General features: G+C 37.1%; 12 protein-coding genes and 1 riboswitch. Of the genes, 4 read left to right on the forward strand and 8 right to left on the reverse strand.

Annotated features, from left to right (window positions below):
- Both ACIQ7N_RS19000 and ACIQ7N_RS19005 read left to right on the forward strand, forming a co-directional pair.
- On the forward strand, positions 1 to 567 hold a 567-nt coding region (locus tag ACIQ7N_RS19000; protein ID WP_402934991.1), incomplete at its 5' end, for a hypothetical protein.
- Positions 568 to 755: 188 nt separating this feature from the next.
- Positions 756 to 2,255, forward strand: a complete 1,500-nt coding sequence (locus ACIQ7N_RS19005; protein ID WP_402934994.1) for a GerAB/ArcD/ProY family transporter — start codon at positions 756 to 758, stop codon at positions 2,253 to 2,255.
- A 67-nt stretch (positions 2,256 to 2,322) separates the two neighbouring features.
- Here the strand turns inward: ACIQ7N_RS19005 and metA are convergent, their stop codons facing one another.
- Positions 2,323 to 3,258, reverse strand: a complete 936-nt coding sequence (metA, locus tag ACIQ7N_RS19010) for a homoserine O-acetyltransferase MetA (RefSeq protein ID WP_402934997.1) — start codon at positions 3,256 to 3,258, stop codon at positions 2,323 to 2,325.
- A 136-nt stretch (positions 3,259 to 3,394) separates the two neighbouring features.
- A riboswitch (SAM riboswitch) is annotated at positions 3,395 to 3,505 on the reverse strand.
- 195 nt (positions 3,506 to 3,700) lie between these two features.
- Between metA and ACIQ7N_RS19015 the strand changes: the two genes are divergently transcribed.
- Complete coding sequence (locus tag ACIQ7N_RS19015; RefSeq protein WP_132360684.1) at positions 3,701 to 4,072, forward strand: nucleotide excision repair endonuclease; 372 nt, start codon at positions 3,701 to 3,703, stop codon at positions 4,070 to 4,072.
- Positions 4,073 to 4,145: 73 nt separating this feature from the next.
- On the opposite strand, the gene ACIQ7N_RS19020 is transcribed toward ACIQ7N_RS19015, so the two are convergent.
- Complete coding sequence (locus ACIQ7N_RS19020; protein WP_402935001.1) at positions 4,146 to 4,928, reverse strand: TrmB family transcriptional regulator; 783 nt, start codon at positions 4,926 to 4,928, stop codon at positions 4,146 to 4,148.
- Positions 4,929 to 5,052: 124 nt separating this feature from the next.
- Here ACIQ7N_RS19020 and ACIQ7N_RS19025 point away from each other — a divergent pair, with 124 nt between their 5' ends.
- Positions 5,053 to 5,835, forward strand: a complete 783-nt coding sequence (locus ACIQ7N_RS19025; RefSeq protein ID WP_402935003.1) for a TSUP family transporter — start codon at positions 5,053 to 5,055, stop codon at positions 5,833 to 5,835.
- A 782-nt stretch (positions 5,836 to 6,617) separates the two neighbouring features.
- On the opposite strand, the gene panF is transcribed toward ACIQ7N_RS19025, so the two are convergent.
- The 6 genes from panF to ACIQ7N_RS19055 form a co-directional block, all read right to left on the reverse strand.
- Positions 6,618 to 8,063, reverse strand: a complete 1,446-nt coding sequence (gene panF, locus ACIQ7N_RS19030) for a sodium/pantothenate symporter (protein ID WP_402935005.1) — start codon at positions 8,061 to 8,063, stop codon at positions 6,618 to 6,620.
- Positions 8,063 to 8,326 carry a YhdT family protein gene (locus tag ACIQ7N_RS19035; protein ID WP_402935008.1) on the reverse strand — a complete coding sequence of 88 codons (264 nt, stop codon included), beginning with the start codon at positions 8,324 to 8,326 and terminating at the stop codon, positions 8,063 to 8,065. The genes panF and ACIQ7N_RS19035 overlap by 1 nt, the downstream gene beginning before the upstream one ends.
- A 242-nt stretch (positions 8,327 to 8,568) precedes the next feature.
- On the reverse strand, positions 8,569 to 8,712 hold the full coding sequence (locus ACIQ7N_RS19040) for a hypothetical protein (RefSeq protein WP_402935011.1): 144 nt from the start codon (positions 8,710 to 8,712) through the stop codon (positions 8,569 to 8,571).
- Positions 8,713 to 8,907: 195 nt separating this feature from the next.
- Positions 8,908 to 10,602, reverse strand: coding sequence for a methyl-accepting chemotaxis protein (locus ACIQ7N_RS19045; protein ID WP_402935014.1), 1,695 nt, complete (start codon positions 10,600 to 10,602; stop codon positions 8,908 to 8,910).
- Positions 10,603 to 10,942: 340 nt separating this feature from the next.
- Complete coding sequence (locus tag ACIQ7N_RS19050; RefSeq protein ID WP_402935017.1) at positions 10,943 to 11,308, reverse strand: hypothetical protein; 366 nt, start codon at positions 11,306 to 11,308, stop codon at positions 10,943 to 10,945.
- A gap of 215 nt (positions 11,309 to 11,523) precedes the next feature.
- On the reverse strand, positions 11,524 to 12,990 hold the full coding sequence (locus tag ACIQ7N_RS19055; protein ID WP_402935020.1) for a class I adenylate-forming enzyme family protein: 1,467 nt from the start codon (positions 12,988 to 12,990) through the stop codon (positions 11,524 to 11,526).
- Position 12,991 lies beyond the last annotated feature (1 nt).

A 12,991-nucleotide genomic window follows, 5' to 3' on the forward strand; every position in this document is an offset into this window, starting at 1 on the left:
ATAATAGCAACAATGGCGGGAACTCTTCTCAGAGTGACAGTAACAGCAGTAACGAAAATTCTACTCAGAGTAATAGCAACAACAATGCTGGTAATTCCTCACAGGATGATAATAGCAACAATGGCGGGAACTCTTCTCAGAGTGACAGTAACAGCAGTAACGAAAATTCTACTCAGAGTAATAGCAACAACAATGCTGGTAATTCCCTACCGAGTAATAATAGCAACAATGGCGGGAACTCTTCCCAGAGTGACAGTAACAGCAGTAACGAAAATTCTACTCAGAGCAATAGCAACAACAATGCTGGTAATTCCCTACCGAGTAATAATAGCAACAATGGCGGAAACTCTTATCAAAGTGACAGTAACAGTAATGACGAAAATTCTACTCAGAGTAGTAGTAGCAACAATGCTGATAATTCTTCTCAGAGTAATAGTAGCAACAATGCTGGTAATTCTACTCAGAGTAATAGTAGCAACATTGCTAATAATTCTACTCAGACTAATAGTAGCAACAATGCTGGTAAAACCTCTCACAGTTAGTAGCAGTAATGCCGGAAAACGCTAAACAAAGTGCAAGTAATAGCAATAGCAGAAATCCTTCGCAGAATAATAATAACGGCAATACTACACAGAATGATAGCGATACCTGGCCCACTAGACTTACTTACTTTTATTTTTTCAACAATTAAAGATTTAATTGTCACTCTGGCAATAATAAGGAACTTTATGTTAAGAGAAAAGGGGTAGGTTCATATGGAAAAAGAAATAATTAGCTCAAGACAATTTATGATCATTACCCTTCTCTCTTCAATTGGAACAGCCATTTTAATTAGCCCTGCTAGTGTAACAAGTGAAGCAAAACAAGATGCCTGGATTGCAGCGATCATTAGTGTCGTTTTAAGTTTACTCTTAATAAAGCTTTTCGTTACTGTAGGAAAACGGACACCTACCCTTACATTTGTTGAGGCAAATGAAAAGATATTAGGTCGCTTTTTCGGAAAAATAACTTCGATTGGCTTTATTATTCTATCCTTTCTTTCTGCTGGTGAATTATTATATTTCATTGGCATTTTCATGAAAACTGAAATAATGCCAGAAACACCTACAATGGCCTTTGCATTTCTGTTCAGTATTATCATTATTTATGCAGCATTTCTAGGGATTGAAGTTTTTGCCCGTTCTACAGAAATACTATTCGCAATGTTTATTTTAATTTTTATTTTATTTGTAGTTTGTATTTCACCATCCGTCCATATGGAAAATCTACAGCCAATAATGGAAGCACCAACAAAATCATTATTCTTTAGTATTATTCGATTAATGGGTATTTTTTCATTCCCACTTGTCATATTATTAATGATTTTTCCTTCTTCTGTTAACGTCCATGAATCAGCACAAAAAGCTTTTTACATTGGGACAATTCTTGGGGGGATTGTCTTAATTGCAATCATCACACTGGCTATCCTTGTCCTAGGTCCGGCAAATACAGCTTCTAGGACATTTCCTAGCTATTCATTAGCCCAAAGAATTTCAATCGGGAATTTTTTGCAGCGTATTGAAGTTATTATGGCAACCATGTGGATAATATCAATTTATATTAAAACTTTTATGTTTTTTTATGCTGGGGTCATCGGCATCGCGCAAATATGTAAAATTAACAATCATCGACCGCTCATTTTTCCATTCGGAATGATTATCCTTGGACTTTCACAAATTGTTCATCCTAATATCATTCATTCAGAAATTTACAATAGAGAAATCTGGCCTATTTTTTCCTTTTTTTTCGCAATCTTATTACCATTAGTTTTACTACTTGTCGCGAAAATTCGCAAAATTAACGGGAATCAAGGAAATAATTCACAAAGTAATTGTAGTATACAGATTGAAAGTCGTAGTAATGGCGGAAATGCTACTCAAAGTGCAGGTAGTAGTAATAACGGTAACTCTACTCAAAATAATAATAGCAACCATGGTGGAAATTCTTCTCAAAGTGGAAGTAGCAACAATGGTGGAAATGCTACTCAAAATGCAAGTAGTGATAATAATGATAATTCTACACAAAGTGCAAGTAGCAACAATGGCGGAAATGCTACTCAAAATGAAAATAGTAGTAATAACGAAACTACTACACAAAGTGCTAGTAACAGCGAAAATCCTTCGCAAAGTGATAGTAGCAGTAATACAACACAGAATGAAAGCGATACCGGTAATGCTCCAAGCAGTGATAGAGATAAACATTCATCAGAAAATTAAAAAGCATAATGTTAAAAATGATGACCCTGAGATATAAAAGATCATCATTTTTTTAATTGCTACAGTGTTAAATATGATATTCAATTTGATCAACGAAATCCCATTCGTATGGTGTTTCTTGGTAAACATAGTAGTTCAACCAATTCGAGAATAATAAATGTGTATGGGCACGCCACGAATTAATCGGTTCATTTGCTGGATTATCATGTGGGAAGTAATTTACTGGTACATCAATATCTAATCCTTTCGCAACATCACGACTATACTCATCAGCTAAAGTTGTCGCGTCATATTCAAGATGGCCAGTAATCATAATATTTTTATTATCCTTAGATTGCACAATGAAAACACCAGCATCTTCCGAATAAGATAGTAATCGTAAATCAGGATGACTAAGTACTTCATCAATTGAAACAGATGTATAACGTGAATGTGGTGCCGTAAATGAATCGCTAAAGCCACGTACTAAATCCACTGTTAAATCTGTGATAACATGCGAATATACACCTGAGCATTTAGCAGGAAGCTCTATTTTACCGATACCGTAATGATGGTATAACGCTGCCTGTGCACCCCAACATATATGTAAAACCGATGTTACGTTTGCCTTGGACCAATCCATAATTTCTGAAATTTCCTGCCAGTAGTTTACCTCTTCAAATGCCATTTTTTCTACTGGTGCACCCGTAATAATCATGCCGTCATAGCGGCGATGACGAATTTGATTAAAGGTTGTGTAAAATAACTGCAAATGTGATTTACTAACATTTTTCGATTCATGCGTAGCTGTATTTAAAAATGTAATATTCACTTGTAACGGTGTATTCCCCAATAAACGAAGTAATTGCAGCTCTGTTTTTTCTTTTTCTGGCATTAAATTTAAAATTAATATATTTAACGGGCGAATTTGTTGAGTTTTCGCTCTGTCCTCTTCCATAACGAAGATTTTTTCCTCACGTAAATGTTCTCCAGCTGGTAAGTTTTTCGGAATATTAATTGGCATCTTGCATTCCCCTCTCTTTTATTTCTTTTGTTCCATCAATGCACGGGCCCTGCGCAAAGCTCAATATCAAACGATGAAATTAAAAAATCCCCCTCATTCCATAAGAGATAGAATGAGAAGGATTTTTCCACGTCCACTCTTATCTCTCAAAGGATAAATCCTTTGCTGGAATTAGCACCTTTCTAACTTTCGTTAGAGGTTGCTGAAGCGTCATCGGGCCAAATCCCTCAACTTCTCATGATAAGATTATTTAATTAAAAAGAATTGTAACATGAACAATTAAGAATATCAATAATACATAGAATATTTTGTTATTAATCATGCATGTCATGATGTCATTTGTTTAACACTAAACTTGAATGTTTACATTCATTATTTGATGGTAAACATGCTGTACTTATGTTAACATATACCTTTAGTAACAGAGAGGAACGTGAATAGTTTGATTAAAATTGATTTTCCAAAACCAGATGTAGTAATTCGCCAACGCGAACAAGATTTAAAGCCAGGAGATGTACCAATCACACCATACCATGGTTTTATCGACTTCCATAAAATCACTCGTGAAAAGGGTGGTATTTTCTTATTCTACAATGAAGAGAACGAACTTTTATTTGTAGGGAAAGCACGTAAAATTCGTCAACGTATTAAAAAGCATTTTGAGGACAATGTGTCACCGATGAAAAATCATCGTGATGAAGTTTTCAAAATTGAAGTGTATGAAGTGGAAGATCCAATGGAACGTGAAATTTATGAAACGTACGCGATCAATTCATTCCGCGCTAAATACAATGTCGATAAAGTATTTTATTAATAATTAACGAAAAAAAGAATCTGCTCGCCTTATGTAATGTACATGACGGCTTGCAGATTCTTTTTCAATACTTTCATTCTAAGAAAAATGCTTTACGTTCTTTCGTAATCCATTCCTCAAGCTCCGTATCATCGCGCTTTAAAAGGCGATTAATAAGCACGTCATGCCAGATATAATCCTCTAATAAATAAATATGAACAGGATCATTGGTAATAAAAGCCGTTTCGTGTTTTGCCGGAGAGTGACCATAAATCATCTCTTGACCATCTACAGACAAAATAAACCAATGTGGCGTAGAAGTTTTTCTCGTATATTGTGTAGTACGATGCTGATCTAAGGGTGAAACATTTTCATCCACATTCAATGTAATACCATGAATCGGAATATGCTGTGCGACCTCTTGTATAGCTTCTCGTAATTCCCCATACATATCTTCCCACATCGATAATATGACTTTTTTCTCCGCTTTTTTTAATAATGACTGACAATAATTGACGATTGCCTCTTTTCCTTTTATCGTGACAACTTTATGCTCCGCTTCCTGCTCTTTTACTTCTAATTTTTCTAATTGATCACTAATCGATGTGAAATTCGATTGCCAACGTTGCTGAATTTGCTGTAAAAACACAGCGACAGGAATGGAAGAGTATATCGTTTGATCTGCCGTTTCTTCTTTCAGTACTAACCCTTTTTCAACAAGTACATCAAGTATGTCGTATATTCTTGCACGAGGGATACCGGAGTTTTTACTTACTTGATAGGCACTAACATGACTATTTTGTACGAGTGCAATATAGGCCTTCGCTTCATATTCTGTGAATCCTAGTTCTTTTAATTGCGCGATTAATTCAACCATTCGATCCCTCCATTTCCTTTATTATAAGTTAAGGCTATGAAGATAAGCCAATAAAAAATAATTCTTTACAGCAAAGTGAAATTTAGTTACTATTTCAGTAGTAACTATCAAAAGAGGTGTAAACATGCTATTTGAAGTAGATGTAAATGTAGTCATATTATTAATATCTTTTGGATTTTTAGCCGCCTTTGTGGATGCAGTTGTTGGAGGTGGAGGCTTAATTGCGTTACCTGCCCTTATGTTTGCTGGTTTAAATCCAGCAGCGGCAGTAGCCACTAATAAACTTGCCGGCACCATGGGTTCTTTAACATCAACCATTTCTTTTTATCGATCTGGTCAGCTAGAAATTCGTTCGGTTATTAAATACTTTCCCCTAGCCTTTGTGGGATCACTTTTTGGTGCATGGACCGTTCATTTGATTAATCCCGAATTACTAAAACCACTTATGCTCATAATGCTTGCTGCTGTTGCCGTCTATACAATCTTTAAAAAAGATTGGGGTTCAGTAGCTGCAGTCAAAAATTTAAAGTTTACGCACTTAGTCCTATTCATGCTGTTGTTATTTACAATTGGGTTTTATGATGGGTTTCTTGGTCCAGGAACTGGCTCATTTTTAATCTTCAGCTTTTTATTAGTCGGCTTCGATTTCTTAAAGGCAGCAGGAAACGCGAAATTTTTAAACTTAGCAAGTAATTTTGCCGGCCTTTTAATGTTCGCCTACTTAGGTCAGATTCATTATGCTTATGGTTTACTAATGGGTATCGCTCAAATTGCCGGTGCATTTGTAGGATCACGTATGGCGATTAAAAAAGGTAGCAGCTTTGTCCGCGTATTATTTATTATTGTAACGATTACTTTGTTAACTAAAAATGCTTATGATTACATAAAAAACGCCGTAGATATCTAGCTCTACGGTGTCTTAGCTTGTCGATAAATTTTGGCGTTCTGTTTCTTTAATTTTGGGAGGCTTTTTGTCATTTCGGAGGGGATTTTTGGGTCCTATCCTTCGCTCAGTAGAGGCTTTCCGTCGCTTCAGAGGGACTTTCCGTCTCTTTGAACTTTCTATCCATCAATCCAGAGATTCTATCCACGATTTCGAATGTTCTATCCACGTTTTGGGTGATTCTATCCATCATTTGGAGGGTCTATCCGTCGCTTCAGAGGGACTTTCCGTCTCTTCGGAGAGGCTTTCCGTCACTTGGGAGGGTCTTTCCGTCACTTTGAACTTCTATCCATCAATCCAGAGATTCTATCCACGATTTCGAATGTTCTATCCACGTTTTGGGTGATTCTATCCATCATTTGGAGGGTCTATCCGTTGCTACAGAGGGACTTTCCGTCTCTTCGGAGAGGCTTTCCGTCACTTTGAACTTTCTATCCATCAATCCAGAGATTCTATCCACGATTTCGAATGTTCTATCCACGTTTTGGGTGATTCTATCCATCATTTGAAGGGTCTATCCGTCGCTCCAGTGGTTCTTTCCGTCTCTTCGGAGGTCTATCCGTCGCTTCACTGATTCTTTCTTCGCTCCGGAGGTTCTTACCATCATTTCGAACTTTCATCCATCAATCCAGAGATTCTATCCGCGATTTCGAATGTTCTATCCACGATTTTGGACATTCTATCCATCACTTATTGTCTGCAATATAAAACGCCGTAGAAATTCTATTACTACGGCGTTTTCTAATTTAAATAAACAACTTTTCATTTTTAAATTTATGACTTGTTAATAAGCTAACAATAACAAATATGACTAAGGAAGCGACGATTGGAATTGTCACGGTGTGCATACCAAAGACAGAAGGATAAAAACGATCAATGATTATATAAAGGATCATACCCGAAATCATTGACGCAATAGCACCATACTTATTGGCTTTTTTCCAATATAGTCCTAATACGACGGTCCAAATAAAGACTGCCTCAAGTCCGCCAAAAGCGAATAAATTTAGCCATACTAATAAATCTGGTGGATTTAGTGCAAAAACGACGACGGCTAAACCAATCACTGTCGTAACAATAAAACTTGCACGCTTAATTTCCGTATCATTCGCTGTTGGTTTTATATAATTTAAGTAAATATCTTTCACTACTGTGGAGCTTACAAGCATCAGTAATGCGTTGACTGTAGACATCGTTGCTGCCATCGGTGCAGCTAAAACAATGCCAGCTAAAAATGGTGGTAAAACCTTTAATGTTAGCATCGGCATAACTTTATCACCAATTTCAATACCCGGTATCACTGGTCGTGCTAAAACACCGATTAGATGCATCCCAAACATAATTGTTCCAATGGCAATAGTGCCAATGATAATAGCTAAATGCATACTTTTAGAATCTTTATAGCTCATAGCACGAACTGCGATTTGTGGAAGTCCCACAACTCCAACACCAATCAAAATCCAAAATGTAGATACGTATAATGGCGTTAACTCACCTTCAGCTCCAAATGGAGACACAAAATTCGGATTCTCAGCGACAAGTGAGGCCATAATATTATCGATTCCTCCACCAGCGATGATTGTCCCAATTAATAAAATAATGGTTCCGATAACCATAATAGAGCCTTGCACCGTATCCGTTAGTGCAACGGCACGGAAGCCCCCAATAATTACATACACTAATACCGAAATCGCAAATATAAAGAGTGCAGTTGTATAGTTTAAGCCAGTTAATGATTCTATTAATCGAGCACCACCTACCCATTGGGCCATCATTGCAGAAAATAAAAAGATGATAATACTAATGGCCGATAGGATAACAATAGCATGACTCTTATAGCGTTCTCGTAAAAAATCTATTAACGTGATGGCTTGATAACGTCTTGCGATAATAGCAAATTTCTTCCCTAAAATCATTAAGACGAAATAACCTGCAGGAAGCTGCGCCATCGCCAGCAATACCCAGCCAAGCCCTTTCGTGTATGCAACGCCTGGTCCACCTATAAAGCTACTTGCACTACCGTACGTAGCAATCATTGTCATAGCAAGGATGAAGCCCCCCATTTCACGACCACCGAGGAAGTATTCCTGTAAAAATGAATTGGAAGAGCGTACATACTTATTTGACCAGATCCCAATACCAAAGATGATGATTAGAAATAATAGCAGTGGAAAAATAACTTGCCAATGCATTATTGATCCACCTCCTCATCATCAAATGGTACTTCTTTGAAAAAGAGTTTCATGACGACCCAGATTAATATAATCATAAAACCTGTCCCTGCAATACAGCTATAGAAAAACCATGCAGGGAAACCGAATACATACGTATAGCTTGTTGGATCATCAGAGCCAAGTCCATAGGCAAAGCCAAACCAAATCGCAAAGTTAACGATAACAAGCCCGATACCGATAAGCGCCTCTCGATGCGCAATTTTAAAGCGTTGATCTTTCAAAATACAGTCCCCCTAACCTACTCTATTTTACTGATATGTTCGTATTATGGGAACCTTTGTGAAAAAATAAATATGAATAGCTCAAGCTATTTTTTTAAAATAACGATTAACAGAGATTTTCCCCCTATTTCGTATTTAACATTAGATCTATGGTATCTAATAGCTCCACATCTAAATTTTCGCTATCTTCCTAGCTATGAAATATTTCTAGATGCCATTTAAGTCTTTGCAATTTATTCGCTTCAATCCACATTATAGGTATCCATTATTTTATAATTGGCCCCTTTATGTACTTCAACACAAACCCAGTAATCATCTTCATCTTCAAAATCATGATCTACGACAAAAGCACCTACTTGCTGTGAAGAATTTTCTACATGTTTCATTTCGCCAACTCGTTTTTTGAACTGTATCAACAGGACATAAAACCCGAAACCTACTAGCTTTAACTCCTCAATTTCTTTAATCTCTATGCGCTGCAAAATTCTGTCATTTTACATTTTTTCCAATAAAATAAATAACCCTCTTTTTCCTATAAAAATTGAAAAACGCCTGGATATCCAAGCATTTTTCAACGTTCCTTAATATTGAAATTTTTTTAATAAGCTTTGAAGCTCGTCTGCCTGTTGTGCCAGCTCTTTGGCTGAAGAGGCCATATTGTCTATGAAAGCTAATTGCTCCTTCGCTGTTAGCGTCACGTGCTCCGTACTTTCGGTTGCCTTGCTCGCAATGCGTGCCATTGCTTCTGTTGAGGCAGTAACTTCTTCAACACTTGCGGACATTTGCTCTGTCACGGCAGAGATGTCATGCAACTGCGTGCTAACTCCTTTAATCGACTGCATAATTTTGTGGAAGGCCAGTTTTGTATCATCTACAACATCCATACCTGACGCAGCTTCCTTCGAGTTACTAGATATAGCCGAAATTACATTGGCTGTATCATTTTGAATGGAATGAATAAGTGTTGCTATTTGATCAGCAGATTCCTTTGATTGTTCTGCTAATTTGCGAACTTCATCAGCAACGACAGCAAAGCCTTTTCCTTGTTCACCAGCACGAGCCGCTTCAATAGCTGCATTTAAGGCCAGTAAATTCGTTTGATTTGCGATGTTTGTAATCACATCAACGATATTGCCAATTTGCTGTGACTGATCACCTAATATACGGACCTGTGCCTCTACATTGTTAGATGATTCATTAATTATTGTCATTTGATTCAATACACGATTCAAAGAATCATTGCCTTGTGTAGCCTCATCACTCATTAAATCAGCAGCATCTGAAACAATTGAAGCGGTTTCAGCAACTTGTTGAATGCCTATGGCCATTTCCTGCATGGCAGTTAGGCTATCACTTGTGCTTTGTAATGTCGTTTTTGAACCATCCGCTATATCTTCTAATGTTGACGTTAGCTGTCTCGTCATAGCTGCTGTTTGCTGTGATTTAGTTGTTAAGCCATCAGAAGATACATCAACTTGTTTAGACGATTGTGCTATTTGTTGCATTAATACTTTTAAGCTTGTCAGCATTTTGTTAAAAGATTGCGCTAGCTCCCCTGCTTCATCCTTGGAATTAATTTGTAACTGTTTTGTTAAATCTCCTTCTCCATCCGCAATATCTCGTAGTTGATTGTTTATTTCATGAAGCGGTTTCACAAATGCTCTTGTGAAAAGGAAGCTACCTAATACAGCTATGATTGCTCCGATGAACAATACAATGAGAAGCTTACCGATAAAGGCAAAAATAATTGTATTAATCCCATCTATTGTTTCACCGACAAACCACATGCCAATGATGTCTCCATTTGCATCTTTAATCGGTGCATAGAGTGTTAAATATTTCGTTCCTACTACATCAGCTTCACCTATAAAGGTTTCTCCTTTATTCATGACATTTTCAACGACTTTTGGATCAGCATCTTTGCCCACTAAACGTTCTCCATTTAGCTTTAGGTTGGTGATCAGTCCTTTTGACCCTTGAAAAATGGTTACACCGCCATCGATGCTTTCTCCCACCTCATCTACAAAGTCTTCCTGATTAACGATTTTTGTATCCCCTTTGTAAAGTTCCCCATCTTGTATAGCCCAATCTCCCTTAAATCGTTCCTCTAGCAGCAAATAACCAACCTTTGAAATATGGGTTATGCTCTGTTCAAAATTGTTACGCATAATTTGTTTTACTTGTATATGGGAAACAAATCCAATCATAACGCTTAAAAATAGGATGACTCCCACTAAAAGTAAATTAAATTTTGTACTAATTTTAAAAGTACGCAATAAATTTTTCTCTCCTTTCTCATAGTTATTAGGAATATTATGTATAAAAAATAAGCCAAGTTTATTAAACATCATTATGTAAATAGTTTCAATATATTATCAATAAATTAACATTTTTAATCATTATAGGGTGTTTCGAGAAATGTGTGGTTCTATTTTGTTCCGACTGTGCGCATTCTTGAGAGGGTACGATGAGCCGCTTCACTTCGCTATAAGTTCTTATTTGTGACGCTAATCCTCAAGGAGAAGTCCAGTCTCTACTGTCACCAATCCTCACTAGCATTTTTGGGGGAAGTTTAAATTATTTCTCCATATATTGGAAAAGATGCCGTTGTATAAGTTATTTATTGGAAAGCTCATCAATCGCTAGAACAGCTAGTTCCAACGCTTTAATTCTTCTTTCTAAAAGCGTTTTTTGGGGACTACCAGCCTTTGACTTTACATATACTTTCTCAATTGATGGAAATAAACTAGTAAGAACATTGCGAGCCTCTGCTAATTCTTCCTGGGTGTAATGATGGGGGCTTTGATGCCAAACGTTTTCTAGTATTGCTAATCCAATGCAAACAGCTTTGAGTCTTTTCTTTACTAAGGTAGTATTTGCTCCTTTTTGAATCATCTGGGATAAGGCATTGTCGAGTTTATTGATTGTCGATTGTAACGATTTTATTGATTCCAATTTTTCTACATTCGATACGTTTTCCATTTTAGTACTGCCCTTTCTTCGTTCTATTCCTTGATACTTGATAACATCGTAAAAAACCCGATTTCACTCGCAATATTTTAACATAGCCACAAAGTAAAAGCCTCTTCTAGCTGTCTTTAAGGGATAAGAAGTTACTTAATAGCAGCAAAAAACGCCTGGAATCCAAGCGTTTTTTATCTTTTTCTACAGCTATCATTTCTCCAAGGCAAAATGGCTTAATTCGCAGCTTTCACATACATTTGTAATACTTTTTTATCGATCTTTCCAACACTTGTTTTTGGCAATTCATCGATGAACATAATCTTTTTTGGAATTTTGTAGCGACCTAAATACTTACTACAGATTTCTTTGATTTCCTCTAATATAGTATCTTGCTTATCCCGGCAAACGATAACGGCCACCACGATTTCACCCCAATAATCATCCACCATTCCAATCACCGCAACCTCTTGCACTCGCTGATGGCGTAAAATGCATTGCTCTACCTCCTGGGGATAAACATTTTCTCCACCAGAAATAATCATCTCTTTACTGCGACCGACAATGTAAAAATCACCATCATCATCCATCATTGCTAAATCGCCAGTTTTTAACCACCCATCTTGAATGATTTTTTCAGTCTCCTGCTGATTATTCCAGTAAAAGCGAAACATATGCTTCCCTCTAACTAATAGCTCTCCGACTACGTTTGGTGCACAGCTTTCTCCTGCACTATTGATAATTTTAGCTTCATTGAATTGCATGCTCTTCCCCACGGCACCTTTTTTTAAATAAGCGGCCTCTCGTGAAATATAAAAATTATTAGGCCCTGCTTCTGTTAAACCATAGCCCTCTTTAAAAAATAGTCCCTTCTTGAAAAATGCGTCATATATTGGATACGGGCATGGTGCGCCCCCTGATAAAAAAACTTTCACGGAAGGGAAGCTACTGCTCTTAAAGTAATCCTCCGCAATCATCGCTTGGTACATTGTTGGCACAAAAAGCGAAATCGTTGTCTTGTACTGATTAATCGCCTTAAGAGCTTTTTCCGCCTCAAACTTATCACCAATAACAACTGTACCGCCAGCCATTAGCAGCGGTATACATAAGGCATTCAAACCTCCTGTATGGAACAACGGCATATAATTTAACGTACAATCACTATCGCTCAAGCCCCAGCTAATAATTGTATTTATCGCATTCCAATTTACAGAATTAAAGGATAGGACAACACCCTTCGCCTTACCAGTTGTACCCCCTGTATAAATCATTAGCCAAGGGTCATTAAGGTCTACTGCTCGAATGGTTAGCGTAGCTCCTTCATTAGCTATACGAAGGGAATGCATGTTTTCGAAAGATAAAGGGCATTTCATTTCTTCATCGTAAAGCAGTAAAGAAGGCGTAGCATCCGTCAAAATATCAGTTAATTCCGTCGTACTCATACGCCAATTCAATGGCACGTAAATAAGGCCTCTTAATCCGCAGGCGAACAAGACAGCAAAAAGCTGAATATGATTTTTCGCAAATACGGCTACACGACACCCTGCTTGCAAGTTTTGGCACTCAAAAAAATGACTCCATTTAGTGATTTCCTCTGTTAATTGCTGATACGTCCACTGTTCCTTAGTGTCTAAGTTCACCAATGCTAGACGTTTAGGAGTTAGCGATGCACGTTTTAAAATCCAGGATTGCTCTACAAACATC

This window comes from Lysinibacillus sp. NPDC095746 (genome assembly GCF_044763535.1).
Classification (GTDB): domain Bacteria; phylum Bacillota; class Bacilli; order Bacillales_A; family Planococcaceae; genus Lysinibacillus.